At 61.8% G+C, this 15351-nt stretch carries 15 protein-coding genes; 9 read left to right on the top strand and 6 right to left on the bottom strand.

What is annotated here, in order from left to right:
* The first annotated feature begins 3 nt into the window (after window positions 1-3).
* The 9 genes from ACR0K1_RS11515 to ACR0K1_RS11475 all read left to right on the top strand — a co-directional run bounded on the left by ACR0K1_RS11515 (window position 4) and on the right by ACR0K1_RS11475 (window position 8377).
* The gene (locus ACR0K1_RS11515) at window positions 4-567 is read left to right on the top strand and encodes a NifU family protein (RefSeq protein ID WP_480614265.1); all 564 of its coding nucleotides are present in this window, start codon (window positions 4-6) and stop codon (window positions 565-567) included.
* Window positions 557-1147: a tRNA (adenosine(37)-N6)-threonylcarbamoyltransferase complex dimerization subunit type 1 TsaB gene (tsaB, locus tag ACR0K1_RS11510; RefSeq protein ID WP_480850674.1), complete on the top strand. Its 591-nt coding sequence runs from the start codon at window positions 557-559 to the stop codon at window positions 1145-1147. The genes ACR0K1_RS11515 and tsaB overlap by 11 nt, the downstream gene beginning before the upstream one ends.
* The gene (locus tag ACR0K1_RS11505; protein WP_480850672.1) at window positions 1144-1557 is read left to right on the top strand and encodes a GNAT family N-acetyltransferase; all 414 of its coding nucleotides are present in this window, start codon (window positions 1144-1146) and stop codon (window positions 1555-1557) included. The genes tsaB and ACR0K1_RS11505 overlap by 4 nt, the downstream gene beginning before the upstream one ends.
* A 157-nt stretch (window positions 1558-1714) precedes the next feature.
* Complete coding sequence (locus ACR0K1_RS11500; protein ID WP_480614260.1) at window positions 1715-2713, top strand: BMP family lipoprotein; 999 nt, start codon at window positions 1715-1717, stop codon at window positions 2711-2713.
* An 87-nt stretch (window positions 2714-2800) separates the two neighbouring features.
* The gene (locus ACR0K1_RS11495) at window positions 2801-4330 is read left to right on the top strand and encodes an ABC transporter ATP-binding protein (protein ID WP_480614258.1); all 1530 of its coding nucleotides are present in this window, start codon (window positions 2801-2803) and stop codon (window positions 4328-4330) included.
* Window positions 4331-4333: 3 nt separating this feature from the next.
* Complete coding sequence (locus ACR0K1_RS11490; RefSeq protein WP_480850669.1) at window positions 4334-5428, top strand: ABC transporter permease; 1095 nt, start codon at window positions 4334-4336, stop codon at window positions 5426-5428.
* Window positions 5428-6438 (top strand): ABC transporter permease, encoded by a 1011-nt coding sequence (locus ACR0K1_RS11485; protein ID WP_480614255.1) that lies wholly within the window; start codon window positions 5428-5430, stop codon window positions 6436-6438. The genes ACR0K1_RS11490 and ACR0K1_RS11485 overlap by 1 nt, the downstream gene beginning before the upstream one ends.
* 248 nt (window positions 6439-6686) lie before the next feature.
* Window positions 6687-7607: a sulfite exporter TauE/SafE family protein gene (locus ACR0K1_RS11480; protein WP_480614253.1), complete on the top strand. Its 921-nt coding sequence runs from the start codon at window positions 6687-6689 to the stop codon at window positions 7605-7607.
* Window positions 7607-8377, top strand: a complete 771-nt coding sequence (locus ACR0K1_RS11475; RefSeq protein WP_480614251.1) for a TIGR02186 family protein — start codon at window positions 7607-7609, stop codon at window positions 8375-8377. Before ACR0K1_RS11480 ends, ACR0K1_RS11475 begins: the two co-directional genes overlap by 1 nt.
* Before the next feature lie 3 nt (window positions 8378-8380).
* Here the strand turns inward: ACR0K1_RS11475 and ACR0K1_RS11470 are convergent, their stop codons facing one another.
* From ACR0K1_RS11470 to ACR0K1_RS11445, 6 genes are all read right to left on the bottom strand, one after another.
* On the bottom strand, window positions 8381-9109 hold the full coding sequence (locus ACR0K1_RS11470; protein ID WP_480614249.1) for an SDR family oxidoreductase: 729 nt from the start codon (window positions 9107-9109) through the stop codon (window positions 8381-8383).
* Window positions 9106-10638, bottom strand: coding sequence for an ATP-dependent DNA helicase (locus tag ACR0K1_RS11465; RefSeq protein WP_480614247.1), 1533 nt, complete (start codon window positions 10636-10638; stop codon window positions 9106-9108). The genes ACR0K1_RS11470 and ACR0K1_RS11465 overlap by 4 nt, the downstream gene beginning before the upstream one ends.
* 61 nt (window positions 10639-10699) lie before the next feature.
* The gene (locus ACR0K1_RS11460) at window positions 10700-11338 is read right to left on the bottom strand and encodes an acyl-homoserine-lactone synthase (RefSeq protein WP_480614245.1); all 639 of its coding nucleotides are present in this window, start codon (window positions 11336-11338) and stop codon (window positions 10700-10702) included.
* A gap of 83 nt (window positions 11339-11421) precedes the next feature.
* Window positions 11422-12141 carry a helix-turn-helix transcriptional regulator gene (locus ACR0K1_RS11455; RefSeq protein WP_480850665.1) on the bottom strand — a complete coding sequence of 240 codons (720 nt, stop codon included), beginning with the start codon at window positions 12139-12141 and terminating at the stop codon, window positions 11422-11424.
* A 369-nt stretch (window positions 12142-12510) separates the two neighbouring features.
* Window positions 12511-13794: a crotonyl-CoA carboxylase/reductase gene (gene ccrA / locus ACR0K1_RS11450; RefSeq protein ID WP_480850663.1), complete on the bottom strand. Its 1284-nt coding sequence runs from the start codon at window positions 13792-13794 to the stop codon at window positions 12511-12513.
* A gap of 115 nt (window positions 13795-13909) precedes the next feature.
* Window positions 13910-15298 carry a 1-acyl-sn-glycerol-3-phosphate acyltransferase gene (locus ACR0K1_RS11445; protein WP_480614239.1) on the bottom strand — a complete coding sequence of 463 codons (1389 nt, stop codon included), beginning with the start codon at window positions 15296-15298 and terminating at the stop codon, window positions 13910-13912.
* Window positions 15299-15351: the final 53 nt, after the last annotated feature.

Here is a 15351-nt window from a genome sequence, read left to right as displayed (position 1 = left end):
CCCATGTTCATTCAGACCGAATCCACCCCGAACCCGGCGACCCTGAAGTTTTTGCCCGGCCAAACGGTGCTTGAGGCCGGAACTGCGGACTTTCCAACCGCCGAGGCCGGGGAGAAATCCCCGCTCGCCAAGCGCATCTTTGCGGTGAACGGCGTCACCGGCGTGTTTTTCGGCAATGATTTCGTCACCGTGACCAAATCCGACGACGTGCAGTGGGATCACATCAAACCCGCGATCCTTGGTGCCGTGATGGAGCATTACCAGTCCGGTCAGCCGGTCATGGGTGCCGGTGCCGAAACCGCCTCGGGCCATGCCGAGCATTCCGGCGAGGACGCCGAAATCGTCAACCAGATCAAAGACCTGCTGGACAGCCGGGTGCGTCCGGCGGTGGCTCAGGACGGTGGCGACATCACCTTCCACGGGTTTGATCGCGGCGTGGTCTATCTGCACATGCAGGGGGCCTGCGCGGGCTGCCCGTCCTCGACCCTGACGCTGAAAATGGGCATCGAGAACTTGCTGCGCCACTACATTCCCGAAGTGACCGAGGTACGCCCTGTTGCTGTCTGACGCGACGATACTGGCTTTCGACACATCGGCCGCGCATTGCGCGGCCGCTTTGTTGCGTGGTGATGAGATTGTCACCGCGCACGCCGAAGCAATGTCGCGCGGGCAGGCAGAACGGCTGATGCCCCTGCTGGAAGAGGTTCTGGCCGAGGCGAACTGCACGTGGCGCACCTTGGATGCTATCGGCGTCGGCGTTGGCCCCGGCAACTTCACCGGCATCCGCATCTCGGTCTCAGCAGCGCGCGGGCTCGCCCTTGGGCTGGGTGTTCCCGCTGTGGGCGTTTCAGGGTTCGACGCCCTGACCGCGCTTGCCCCGCAAGGACGGCTTCCGGCCATTTCCGCGCCCCGAGATCAGGTTTATGTCCAGTTGCCCGAGACCGCGCCGCGCCTGCTGCCAAGGGCCGAGGCGGAAATCTTGGGACCCTTGTATTTCAACGACGATCCGGCTCGGCAAGCACAGGCCATCGCCCGGATCGCAGCGCAGCGCTGGCCTGACACGCGCACCTCTCCGGCACCGCTATATGTGCGCCCCGCCGACGCCGCGCCGTCCAGCGATATTCCGCCGGCGCTTCTGGACGGATGACCCCGCAGGACATGGCCCTGATCCACGCCGCGGCCTTCACACAGGCGCGCCCGTGGACCGCTGACGAGTTCGCCGACCTTCTGGCCAACCGATTCACCCATGCGACAGGCAACGCGCACTGCTTCGCCCTGTTTCAAGTCATCGCGGATGAGGCCGAGTTGCTGACCATTGCGACTCACCCCGCTCATCAAAGGCAGGGTCTGGCGCGGCAGGGCATGGAAACCTGGCATATCCGCGCCCGGGAACTGGGCGCGCGGCGCGCATTTCTTGACGTGGCGGCAGATAATGCAGCCGCAATTGCACTCTACGAAAGCTGCAATTACCGCCCCTGCGGCCTGCGCAAAGCCTATTACGCCCGCAAAAACGGTGAAAACACCGATGCGATCATGATGGAACGCAGCCTGCCCTGACTGCAAACGCATATTTTTCGACCAACTGGTCAAAAACCAGTTGACCCTTCCTGTTGCAAACGTCCTTAATTCCCGCCATCACAACGGTTATGCTCGCTCTGAGTGGGTAAACAGGGCTATCTTGGTCCGGAACCGATAAAACCAACGGGAGTAACAAATGACCCTGATGAAATCTTTGATGGGCGCGGCCGCTGCGGTTGCACTGACGGCTGGCGCAGCTTTGGCCGAACCGGCCCTGATCTTTGACCTGGGCGGCAAGTTCGACAAGTCGTTCAACGAAGCGGCCTATAACGGTGCGCAGCGTTGGGCGGATGAAACCGGCGGCACCTATCGCGAGATCGAAATGCAGTCCGAAGCCCAGCGCGAACAGGCGCTGCGCCGTTTTGCCGAAGCGGGTTCGAACCCGATCATCACCATGGGATTTGGCATGGCTGATCCGCTCAGCGCCGTTGCCCCCGATTATCCGGATACAACCTTTGTTGTGGTCGACGTAACCTGGCTGGACGCGCCGAACCTGCGTCAGGTGGGCTTTGCCGAGCATGAGGGCTCGTACCTGGTCGGCATGATGGCCGCGATGGCCTCGAAATCCGGCACGGTCGGTTTCATCGGCGGCATGGACGTTCCGCTGATCCGCCATTTCGGCTGCGGTTACGCGCAAGGGGCCAAGGCGGTGAATCCGGATATCAACGTGGTCGCCAACATGACCGGCACCACTCCGGCAGCGTGGAACGACCCGGTGAAGGGGTCCGAACTGACCAAGGCGCAGATCAGCCAGGGCGCTGACGTGATCTATGCTGCCGCAGGCGGCACCGGCGTGGGCGTTCTGCAGACCGCAGCCGACGAAGGCATCCTGTCGATCGGCGTGGACAGCAACCAGAACCACCTGCACCCCGGCAAGGTCCTGACCTCGATGCTGAAACGCGTGGACGTTGCCGTCTACGAAGCGATGAAGGCGGGTGACAGCGTTGAAACCGGTGTGTTCACCATGGGTCTGGCCGAAGATGGCGTTGGCGTTGCAATTGATGACAACAACAAAGAGCTTGTCTCGGGCGAGATGAGCGATGCGGTCGATGCCGCACGCAAGAGCATCATCGATGGCGACATTTCCGTCGTCAGCTATTACGAGAACGACAGCTGCCCGGCACTGCAGTTCTGATATCATGCGGGGCGGTGGGTCTGGCTGCCGCCCCGCTTTCCACTCTGCCGCGATCCGCGCGGCCCTTTCGGCAACTGAGGACAAGACATGACCGTCCCCGCCATAGAGCTCAAAGGGATTTCCAAGGCCTTTGGGCCGGTTCAGGCCAACAAAGACATTTCCATCAGCGTCGCCCCCGGCACGATCCACGGGATCATCGGTGAAAACGGTGCGGGCAAATCCACGCTGATGAGCATCCTTTACGGCTTCTACAAGGCCGACAAGGGCGAGATCTGGATCAACGGGACCCGGACGGACATCCCCGACAGCCAGGCGGCGATTGCTGCGGGTATCGGGATGGTGTTCCAGCATTTCAAACTGGTGGAAAACTTCACCGTTCTGGAAAACATCGTTCTGGGGGCCGAGGATGGCGGGCTGCTGGCCCCGTCGCTGGCCAAGGCCCGGAAGGAACTGAAAGAGCTCGAGGAAGAATACGAGCTGTTCGTCGACCCCGACAAGCGCATCGACGAGATCGGCGTGGGGATGCAGCAGCGGGTCGAGATCCTCAAAGCGCTATACCGCAAGGCCGAGATTCTGATCCTTGACGAGCCCACCGGCGTGCTGACGCCTGCCGAGGCGGATCAGCTGTTCCGCATCCTCGACCGGCTGCGGTCCGAGGGCAAGACGATCATCGTGATCACGCACAAGCTGCGCGAGATCATGGAAAACACCGACACCGTGTCGGTGATGCGCCGGGGTGAGATGACGGCCACGGTCAAAACCTCTGAGACCAGCCCAGAACACCTCGCCGAGCTGATGGTGGGCCGCAAGGTGCTGTTGCAGGTCGACAAGGTTCCCGCGCGGCCAGGCAAGCCGGTTCTCGAGGTCGAAAACCTGCGCGTGTTCGATCAGGCCGGGGTTGAGCGGGTCAAAGGCATCGACCTGACCGTCCGCGCCGGTGAGATCGTGGGCATTGCCGGTGTTGCGGGAAACGGTCAGTCGGAACTGCTGGAAGTTCTGGGCGGGATGCGCCCCGGTCAGGGCACGATCCGGCTGAACGGCGCACCGCTGGCGCTCAGCGGGCCGGGATCGGACGGGCAGGCGCGGCGCGCCCAGCATATCGCCCATGTGCCCGAGGACCGGCAGCGCGAAGGTCTGATCATGGATTTCCACGCCTGGGAAAACGTCGCCTTCGGCTATCACCGCGACCCGGCCTATCAGCGCGGCATTTTCATGGACAACGCCGCCCTGCGCGCCGACACCGAAGCCAAGATCGAGAAATTCGATGTCCGCCCGCCCGACCCGTGGCTTGCGGCCAAAAGCTTTTCGGGCGGCAACCAGCAAAAAATCGTCGTCGCGCGCGAGATCGAGCGCAATCCCGACCTGCTGCTGGTCGGCCAGCCCACACGCGGCGTGGATATCGGCGCGATCGAGTTCATTCACAAACAGATCGTCGCCCTGCGCGATCAGGGCAAGGCGATCCTGCTGGTCTCGGTGGAACTGGAGGAAATCTTCTCGCTATCCGACCGGATCGCGGTGATGTTCGACGGGCATATCATGGGCGAGCGCCTGCCCGCAGAGACCGATGAAAAAGAACTGGGCCTGCTGATGGCCGGTGTTGCGGGCGAGGCCGCGTAAGACATGGAAAAGATGCCAAAATGGGCCGATGTCGTTCTGATCCCGCTGATCAGTCTGATGCTGGCCGCCATCCTGTCGGCGCTGGTGATCCTCGCCATTGGTAAAAACCCGGTCGAGGCCGTGAACCTGATGGTCACGGGCGCGCTGGGGTCGACCTATGGCTGGGGCTATACGCTGTATTACGCCACCAACTTCATGTTCACCGGGCTGGCGGTGGCCGTGGCCTTCCACGCCCGGCTGTTCAACATCGGTGGCGAAGGTCAGGCGATGCTAGGCGGGCTGGGCGTTGCGATGGTCTGCCTGTACATCCCGTGGCCGCATTGGAGCATCGCCCTGCTGGCCGCCTGTGTCGGGTCGATGATCTTTGGCGCAGCATGGGCCGCGATTCCGGCCTATCTGCAGGCCAAGCGCGGCAGCCATATCGTGATCACCACAATCATGTTCAACTTCATCGCCGCGGCTTTCCTGAATTACATGCTGGTCAACGTGATGCGCCCGCAAGGCTCGCAGGACCCGGCCACCGCGCGGTTCCCCGAGGCGGTGCATCTGCCGACCTTCCAGTCGATGTTCTCGACCGCCGAAAACGTGGTGTTCCGGGGCGCGCCTGCGAATATCTCGTTCTTCGTGGCGATCCTGGCCTGTTTCGTGGTCTGGGCGCTGATCTGGCGCACCCGTCTGGGCTATGAAATCCGCGCCTATGGCCATTCGGAAACCGGCGCCGTGTATGCGGGCATCTCACCGGTGCGGATCACCATCATCGCCATGCTGATCTCGGGCGCTCTGGCCGGTCTGATGGCGATCAACAACGTGATGGGTGAGGCAGAGCGGCTGGTCCTGAACTCGACCGAAGGCGCGGGCTTTATCGGGATTGCCGTGGCACTGATGGGCCGGTCGCATCCCTTCGGCGTATTTCTGGCCGCGCTGCTGTTCGGGTTCCTGTATCAGGGCGGTGCCGAACTGGCGCTCTGGACCTCGATCCCGCGCGAGCTGATCGTGGTCATTCAGGCGCTGGTGATCCTGTTCACCGGGGCGCTGGACAATATGGTGCGCATGCCGCTTGAGAAGCTGTTTCTGAGCCTGCGGAAAGGGGCGGAGTGATGGAGTTTTTCTTAACACTCATCCAGATCCTCGATTCGACCATCCGTCTGGCCACGCCGCTGCTGCTGGCCTGTCTGGCGGGGCTCTATTCCGAACGCGCGGGCATTTTCGACATCGGGCTTGAAGGCAAGATGCTGATGTCGGCCTTCTTCTCTGCCGCCGTTGCCGCCGTGACCGGCTCGGTCTGGCTGGGGCTGCTGGCAGGTATCGCGGCCTCGCTGGTTCTGTCCGCGTTGCACGGCTTTGCCTCGATCACGTTCCGGGGCAATCAGTTGATCTCGGGCGTGGCGATCAACTTCCTTGCGTCTGGCCTGACGGTGCTGATTGCCCAAAGCTGGTTCCAGCAGGGCGGCCGCACCCCATCGCTGTTTGGCGGCGGACGCTTTGAATCCGCCGAGTTTCCCTATGCCATCGGTCCCGAAGATGCCGAACTGAGCGGCCGCTCGGTCTCGGACCTGATGTCCGATGCGAATCCGGTGGAGTTGGTTTATTCCGAGCTGCTGTCCGGGCACTCGATCCTCGTTTATGTCGCCTTTCTGATGGTGCCTTTGACATGGTGGATCCTGTTCCGCACCCGGTTCGGTCTGCGCCTGCGGGCGGTGGGCGAAAACCCGGCAGCGGTGGACACCGCCGGTGTGTCCGTGGTCGGCCTGCGCTATGCCGCCGTTGCCATTTGCGGCATTCTGTGCGGTATCGCAGGGGCCTATCTGGCGACGGCCCTGCAAGCCGGGTTCGTCAAGGAAATGACCGCTGGCCGTGGCTTTATCGCGCTGGCAGCGCTGATCTTCGCGAAATGGCGGCCCTGGCATGCCATGTGGGCCTGTCTGCTGTTCGGGCTGCTGCAGGCGGTCGCGCTGCGGTTCCAGAACATCGATCTGGGCGGCGTTATCATTCCGGTGCAGGTCATGGACGCCCTGCCCTACATCCTGACCGTGGTGATTCTGGCCGGTTTCGTCGGCAAGGCCATCCCCCCGCGCGCAGGCGGCGAGCCTTACGTCAAGGAACGGTGATAGGTCCAGTTCCGAACCAAAACTCAGTCCTGTTCGCTGCAGAGCGGCATGCAGTGTTGATTTTGCATGTCGCAACCGTTCTAAAGGGGTATGCGCGTGTACCCTTTGCCATTCGGGTTCAAAAAGCATCTGGGTGAGGCGGGTTGCGCATCACCCGGACTGTGGTGCTACGTGCAAGCCGTTCGTAACAATTTTGGAATCAGCCTGGCCGCGCACCCCGCCGGTCCGGGGCTTGCTTAAGAGACACCATGCAGATTTACCTTCCGATTGCCGAAGTCTCTGTCAACGCCTTCCTGCTGCTGGGGCTTGGCGGTATGGTGGGTATTCTGTCGGGCATGTTCGGGGTTGGCGGCGGCTTTCTGATGACGCCGCTTCTGTTCTTCATCGGCATCCCCCCCGCCGTGGCCGTCGCGACCGAGGCCAACCAGATCGTGGCCTCGTCCTTTTCAGGTGTGCTGGCGCATTTCCGACGAAAAACCGTGGATTTCAGGATGGGGACGGTCCTGCTAACCGGGGGGTTGATCGGGGCCGCGCTGGGGGTGGTTGTGTTCAACTACCTCAAAAGCCTGGGCCAGGTCGATCTGCTGGTGACGCTGTGCTACGTCATCTTCCTTGGGGTCATCGGCAGCCTGATGTTCGTCGAAAGCCTGCGCGCGCTGCGCAAGGCCAAGAAAGGCGGCGGCGCGCCCGCAAAACGGCGGCAGCGGGGCTGGGTGCACGCGATGCCGTTCAAGATGCGGTTTCGCACATCGGGCCTGTATATCTCGGTCATCCCGCCGGTTCTGGTCGGGCTTTGCGTCGGGGTCCTGTCGGCCATCATGGGTGTGGGCGGCGGGTTCATCATGGTGCCTGCGATGATCTATCTGCTGGGCATGCCGACCAAGGTGGTTGTCGGCACCTCGCTGTTTCAGATTATCTTCGTGACCGCCTTCACGACCATGCTGCACGCGACAACGAACTACACTGTCGACGTGGTTCTGGCGGTTCTGCTGCTGATCGGCGGCGTCGTCGGGGCCCAGATCGGCACGGTGATCGGCGCCCGCATGCCCGCAGAACAGCTGCGTGTCTTGCTGGCGGCGCTGGTTCTTGTGGTCTGCGGAAAACTGGCGCTGGACCTGCTGCTGCAACCGTCCGAGCTGTTTTCCCTTGGCGCTGAGGGGGGGCACTGATGGCTCTGCGCGCGCTCATCGCCCTTCTGTGCCTTCTGGGCCAACCCGCCTTCGCCGTGGACGAACAGGTCGTTTTGGGCCTGAGCCAGGACCGCGTGGCCATCACGGCGAATTTCGACGGCTCGGAAATCCTGATCTTCGGTGCCATCAAACGCGAGGCCCCGATCCCCTCCGGACCACCGCTTGAGGTTATCGTGGCTGTCGCCGGGCCGTCCGAGCCGGTGATGGTGCGCCGCAAAGAGCGCAAACTGGGGATATGGGTGAACGTGGACAGCGTTCTGGTCGACTCGGCCCCAAGTTTTTATGCCGTTGCAACCAGCGGCCCGTTCAACCAGATCCTGACCGATACCGAGGACCTGCGCTATCGGATTTCCATTGAACGCGCCATCCGCTCGGTCGGGGCGGCCATGCATATTCGCGGCGCTCAGGACTTCGCCGAGGCGGTGGTGCGCATACGGGAAAGCGAACACTTGTATTCGATCCGGGAAAACACCGTTGCGGTCGATGAACAAACCCTGTTCCGCACCTCAATCGACATGCCGGCCGACCTGACCGAAGGCGACTACAAGGCGCGCATCTTCCTGACCCGGGGCGGCGAGGTTGTGTCGCAATACGAAACCACCATCGATGTCCGCAAGGTCGGGCTGGAGCGTTTCCTGTACAACATGTCCCGCCAGCAACCGGTCTGGTACGGGCTGATGTCGCTGGTCATCGCCATCGCCTCGGGTTGGGGGGCCTCGACCGCGTTCCGCTTGCTGCGCGAGAAGTAGCGCCTAGCCTCTGCCGATATAGGGCATGGTGGTCGCCATCACCGTCAGGAACTGAACATTCGCCTCGGGCGGCAGGTTGGCCATATGCAGGACCGAGCGCGCCGCGTCTTCGACCGCCATAGTGGGATCCGGCGTTCTGCCCTCGGCAATGGCTGTATCCACCAGGTCCTGAACCATCGGCGTGCGGGCGTTGCCGATGTCGATCTGACCGCAGGCGATATTCAGCTCGCGCCCGTCCAGCGACAGGCTGCGGGTCAGCCCGGTGATCGCGTGTTTGGTGGCCGAATAATGCACCGAATTGGGGCGCGGCACATGGGCGGCGATGGAGCCGTTGTTGATGATGCGCCCACCCTGAGGGCTCTGGTCGCGCATGATCCGAAATGCCTCACGCGCGCTCAGGAACATGCCGTTCAGGTTGACGTTGACGCTTTGATACCAATCGTCCAGTGCAATCTCGTCGATCTTGCCGCCGGGCGCGAAGATACCGGCATTGTTGAACAGCACGTCCAGCCTGTCGGCACGGTTGGAAAAGGACCGGAACGCCCGCGCAACCGCAACCGGGTCGGTCACATCCGCGACCAGAGGGATTGCGTTCGCATGCGCCTGCGCCATTTCGGACAGCTTGTCTTCGCTGCGCGCCAGCAGACCAACGGTCCAGCCTTCGGCCAGAAACAGCTCGGCCGTGGCGCGCCCGATACCGGAACTTGCGCCGGTTACGATGATGGTTTTCATGTCTCTTCCGCCTCCAATGTCAGTGACGCCGCAGGGACCGCGCGCAGGTCATCCACACGCAGCGGATGCGTGGGTTTCGCCAACCGGTTGCGCACCACCCAGATCAGGCGTTCCTGCGCGCGGGTGATGGCAACGTAGGCCAGCCGCTTCCACAAGGGCTGCCCGGCCTCGGTCCGCCCCATGCGGGCGGCGGCGTAAATGTCGGGGGCAAAGACCTGCACCGTGTCCCATTGCGACCCCTGCGCCTTGTGGATGGTTACCGCTGCACCGTGCAGAAAGGTGGCCCCCATGCGGGCCGCGTAGGGGATGAACGGCTCTTCCTCATCCGGTTTTTCGATCTTTACGATCGAGGCGGCGCTGACCTGCGGGTCTTCGGCCCCCATCACATGGAGTCGCGAGAATCCGGGCTTCCGGCCCGGCCCCAGATAGATGACCTGAGCACCCTTGATCAGCCCGCGCGCCTCAAGATCAAGGCGCTTTTTGCGGTGTTTCAACGGCAGTTCGATGCCGTCACAGATCAGCGGCTCACCTTCCAGCAATTCCGTATCCGGCGCGCCGTGCACCTGCCGGAACGCCTGTATCAGCCGGATGCGGGTCGCGTTGCGCCAGACCAGAACCGGGCTGCGCGCCATCAGATCGACCTCGACCCGTTGGCCCCAGACCACACGGTCGTCGCGGCGGGCGGTGTCTTCGATCAGACGCTCGAAATCCTCAAACCCCATGGCCGGGTCGGCCAGCGCATGCGCGAGGTCGAGGATGGGGTTGTCCGCGTCCTGCCGGTGCACCCGGTGCAGGGTCAGCTTGCGCGGCTCGGGCAGCCCGTCGAACACCATCGACCCGGACTGGTTGACGGGGGCCAGCTGTGCCGGATCGCCGAACAGCAGCAGGGTGGGAAAGATTTCCTGCAGGTCCTCGAACTGCCGGTCGTCCAGCATCGAGGCCTCATCGACAAAGCCGATATCCAGCGGCTCATCCCGGCGTTTCCAGCCGGTGATGAAGTCCGAGCCGCGCAGGCCAGCAGCGGCCAGAGCCCCCGGAATGGATTTGTTGTTCGCATAAAAGGCGGCAGCACGATCCAGCGCTTCGTCGGTCAGGCCTTCGATCTCGGGCCGGTCGTCATTGCCCGCCAGCCATTCGGCGATGCGTTCATATTCCGGGTCGTAAACCGGCGTATAAAGGATGCGGTGAATGGTCGTCGCGGGCACCCCGCGCAGCCGCAACACGCTGGCGGCCTTGTTGGTCGGGGCCAGAATCGCAAGGCTGCGCTTGTCCCTCGACTTCCGGCTTTCAAAATCACCCGAAACGATCTGCACGCCCGTTTCGGCCAGCGCCTTGTAAAGCTCGGCCAGCAACAGCGTCTTGCCCGAACCGGCCTTGCCGATCACCGCCATTGTGCCCGATGTTCCGCCCCCCGGCAGTTTCAGCAGGGCGTCGTCTTCCAGGTCAACACCGGCCGCGCGCAGCATCTCGGCAATGCTGTCGAAAGCCGCGGCCTGATCGTCAGAGAAAGTCACATTCGGCAAGGACATGGCGCGACCCTACAGGGCCGCGCCAGCCTTCACCAGATGCGGATTTGCGAAATCCAGCCGTTCAAGCAGACAGCGCAAACCGGTGTTGCCGACCGGTGCCAAACGCGGTGTTGAACCACAGACGCGACAGCTCGCGCGGGATGCCCGCACGCTCCGCCACGCGGTTGCAATCGTCCGCAGAATAGGGCCACAGGCCCACCGAAATCTGATCGCGACCGCTGCCTTCGGTGCCCAGAACCTGAGGCGAGGAACCGATCAGGCGGTAGATGCGGATCATGCGCGCGTCGAACACCCCGGCGATGTTGGTCAGGCCGAACCCCTCCATCATCTCACCACCACTCAGCATGATGGCCCCGGCGGTGTGCGGGCTGGCGGTGCGGGACAGGCAGAAGCGCGTCACCTCCCAGATCAGGGGGCTGTGGATCGGTCTGCCGCCGGTCAGATGGCCAAAGACCTCATTCACCATAACCCGTCCGGTCGTCGGCAGAACCCGCATCGAGCCGCCATGGCTGCCATCGGCTTCTTCCCAAATGACGTAAAGCGGATTCAGGTCGTCGTACTGATCCCGCTCTTCCCCCTTGTCATTGACGTGAACATCCCATCCCAGACGGGTTTTGAACTGATCCGCCCGGTCCCTGAACATCCCCTCGGCCAATACCGGAAATTTGTGCAGCTCATCAGCATAGAGATAGCGCAACATGTCTTGTTCCCCTTGTCGTCCTGTGAAGGAACGAAGGGGGTACAAGCACGTGGTTAATTTCCCGTTCGAGGGGCGAGCGCCCGTTAAACGACTATTAATCCGCGGCTGAGGGCCGTTGCGATGGCATGAGTGGTATTCTGCGCGCCCAGCTTCGAGCGCGCGCTTTCGATATAGACCCGCAATGTGTGTTCAGAGATCGACAGGGAATGAGCCACCTGCGCCCGGCTGTAGCCCAGCGCCAGCAGCGTCATCGCGTCAATTTCACGGGGCGACAGGCTGCGCGGGGCGTCGGGTTGCCTGTCCACCTCGAACTCCAGCGCTTTGCGGTTGATGTAATGCGCCACCAGAATCAGCTCGCGCCCATAGGTGGCGATGAAATCGGCCCAGACCGGATCGCTGCAGGAATGATTGACCGTGAACAGGGCAAACTGGCAATTGGGGCCGCGGATCGGGATCGAATATCCCTGATTGCCAACCCCATGGCTGCGCGCATCCTGCAAAAACGCCTTGGCCACCTTTCCCGACCAGTCCAGAGTTTTCCAGTCAACCGGATGAAACCGCTGGAAACAGCCCAGGATAACGGGGTCAATTCTGTGGTAATTCTTGTCCCGATACCGTTCCTCCCAGGCATCGGAATAGGTGGTGCAGCCGTATTGGTCCCCGGCGCCATCCACCCAGTGATATGTCAGATGTTCGACCTTCAGCCGGTTCCGTAGCCGAACGGCGACGCCGGTGAGTTCATCAAGCGTGCTGGTGTTTTCCAAATCCTGCAGGATTTGACTCAAATCGAGTTCTGTTCCCATGCGCGGGCGTCTGTGCCTCATCCTTCATGGACGCGATCTCGGCCGCAGCGATCAACTTGGTGTCATCAAGCTGTTCCGCAAGCGCACTTAACCCATTCGCGACGGCGAAAGCGTTAAGGTCCGACAAAACGTCCAGTATCCAATCATTTTGCGCCATCAGGGTCTCACTGAATTAGTTAACGAAGGGTTAACACAACCATAACATGTGCCATGTTTATTGGCATATTCGCTGGTTTCTACTCCCCAAAAACAGCGGGGCTGAAAATTGTAAGACCTTGAAAACGGGGCGCGGTGAAAATCAAACGCAAAACACCCGCAAACCGGCAGCGCAGTTTGCGGGTGTCAGGGTCAACAACCGATGCGTGTATCTCAGCCTGCGTCCAGAACTTCCTCAAGCGTGCGCAGGCCGGTGCGGGGCGATTGCACCAGAACCGACATGTTGCCCGGCTTGTGCTCGTTGCGCAGCATCTTCATATGCGCCTCGGGCAGGTCGTTCCATGTAAAGACTTCGGACATGCACGGATCCAGGCGACGCTCGACCATCAGCTTGTTCGCGGCCGAGGCCTGTTTCAGATGCGCGAAATGCGATCCCTGCAGGCGTTTCTGATGCATCCACATGTAGCGGACGTCAAAGGTGCAGTTGAACCCCGAGGTTCCGGCGCAGATCACCACCATGCCGCCCTTTTTCACCACGAAGGTCGAGACCGGAAAAGTGCTTTCGCCGGGGTGCTCGAACACCATGTCGACATTGTTGCCCTTGCCGGTGATGTCCCAGATCGCCTTGCCGAACTTGCGGGCCTCTTTGAACCACTCGGCATATTCCGGGGTATTCACCGTGGGCAATTGCCCCCAGCAATTGAAATCCTTGCGGTTCAGAACGCCCTTGGCGCCCAGACCCAAGACAAAGTCACGCTTGCTTTCATCCGAGATCACGCCGATCGCATTGGCACCCGCCGTGTTGATCAACTGGATCGCGTATGAACCCAGCCCGCCCGACGCGCCCCAGACCAGAACGTTCTGGCCGGGCTTCAGGTCATGCGGCTCGTGCCCGAACAGCATGCGATATGCTGTGGCGAGGGTCAGGGTGTAGCACGCGGCCTCTTCCCAGGTCAGGTGCTTGGGGCGCGGCATCAATTGTTGCGCCTGCACGCGGGTGAACTGGCTGAACGAGCCATCCGGCGTCTCGTACCCCCAGATGCGCTGGCTGGTCGAATACATCGGATCGCCGCCGTTGCATTCCTCATCATCGCCATCGTCCTGGTTGCAGTGGATGACAACCTCATCCCCGACCTTCCAGCGTTTCACCTTGTCGCCCACCGCCCAGACAATGCCCGAGGCATCCGAACCGGCAATGTGATACGGGGCCTTGTGGCCGTCAAACGGGCTGATCGGCTGGCCCAGCGCAGCCCAGACGCCGTTATAGTTGACGCCCGCCGCCATCACCAGAACCAGCACCTCGTTGCTGTCCAGCGCCGGAACATCGACAACCTCCTGCTGCATGGCCGTGACCGGCTCGCCGTGGCGTTCCTTGCGGATGGCCCACGCATACATCTGTTTGGGCACAAATCCCATCGGAGGGATTTCACCCATTTCATAGAGGTCTTTCTCGGGTGCCTCGTACGACGCGATACCGCTTTCGGTGTCCAAAGCCATGCTGGCCTCCTTTTTCTTTCATTACTTTTGCCGCGACGCAGAATCGCGTGCTTCATTTGATGGGATATTGGCCGCCACGCAACAATGCAACCGTTTTCCACGCGAATTTGTAATTTTATGACCCAGCAGGTGCAGAATTTTCTTTTGCAGGTGCGGCGTCAGCCAAATTCAGACGGTCCGGGACCGAAGCAGCGTAATATTCCAGCAGGTCCGTGCGCTGTCCCGACAGCGACAGAACATCCCCCTGCCGGCGCAGAATCCGGCGTTCAACCAGAATGTCGAGCGCGGCCGAGACCGCATCGGTATAGGTCGCCGGTTGCGTGTTGTCCTGCTCCAGCATGGCTTCGATCCGCGTCTGTGCCTCGGTTACCGATAGGGTCTGTTTGTCCTGCAGCAACGCGCAGGCCGCGGGTACGGGAACCAAGGGGATGGCCCGCCCGATGCGCCGCATCAGTTCCCTTGCAAGATCCGTCATCACATCTTCGCCATTGCCGCCCCGAAACTCGCGCAGCGAGATCGGCATTCCATAACGGACCGAGGCCACCCCGAACCGCTTGTACCGGCCAATCAGCCGACGCCAGAACTGTTTCAGGATCCAGCCGGTGATCACCCCGATCCGGGCCCGGAACCGCCGTTCTGATCCCAGCGCCGCGCGGGTCAGAATGGTATCTTCCAGCACCCGGTCGTAGTTCAGCGCAACCGGCACAAACACCACATCCCGTCCGTCAGGCGAGGTTCCGTCCATGATGTATTTGAGCAATCCAAGCTTGGGGCGGCCCAGCGCCCCGGTCAGGCTCAGACCACCTTCGGGAAACATGGCTTGCGTCACACCGGCCTCGGTCGCGTGGCGCACATAGCTGGCCAGCACCTGACGATAAAGTTCATTGCCGGACTTGCGGCGGATAAAATAAGCGCCCATGGCCCGGATCAGGCGGCTTAGCGGCCAGACCCGCGCCCATTCCCCCACCGCATAGGACAAGGCCGACTGCTGCGCCGCCAGATAGGTCACCAGCACATAGTCCATATTGCTGCGGTGGTTCATGACAAAGACAACCGTGGCGTCCGGGTCGATGTCTTTCACCGCCGCCTCGTCTTCATAGCTCAGGCGCACGTCATAGAACGTATTGCTCAGCAGACGCGCCAGACGGATGGCAAAACTGAAATAGGCAAAGGCCGAGAATGACGGCACAATCTCGCGCGCATAGCGGCGCGCCTTTTCCGAGGCGACGCTTTCGGGGATGCCCTCTTCACGCGCATGCTGCTGCACTGCCTGCCCCACCTGCGGATCGTAGATCAGCCGCTGGATCATGTCGTGACGGCGCGCAAGCTTGAACGGCTGGATCGGACGTTGCAGGCGTGTGTTCAGGCGCGAGACCGCGCGTTCCAGGCGGCGGCGAAAGAACCAGCGCACCGAGGGAAACAGAAAATGCGACGCGAAGGTGACCGCGGCAAAGATCACGATCAGCACAAAAAGCCAAAGCGGAAGTTCCACGGTCTGCGTCATGACTGCACACTGCCATCAATCGCCAGCGCTCACAATCTGAACAATCCCGGAAT

This window comes from Ruegeria sp. F5, from assembly GCF_056533845.1.
This window is presented reverse-complemented; position numbering and strand designations above follow the sequence as displayed.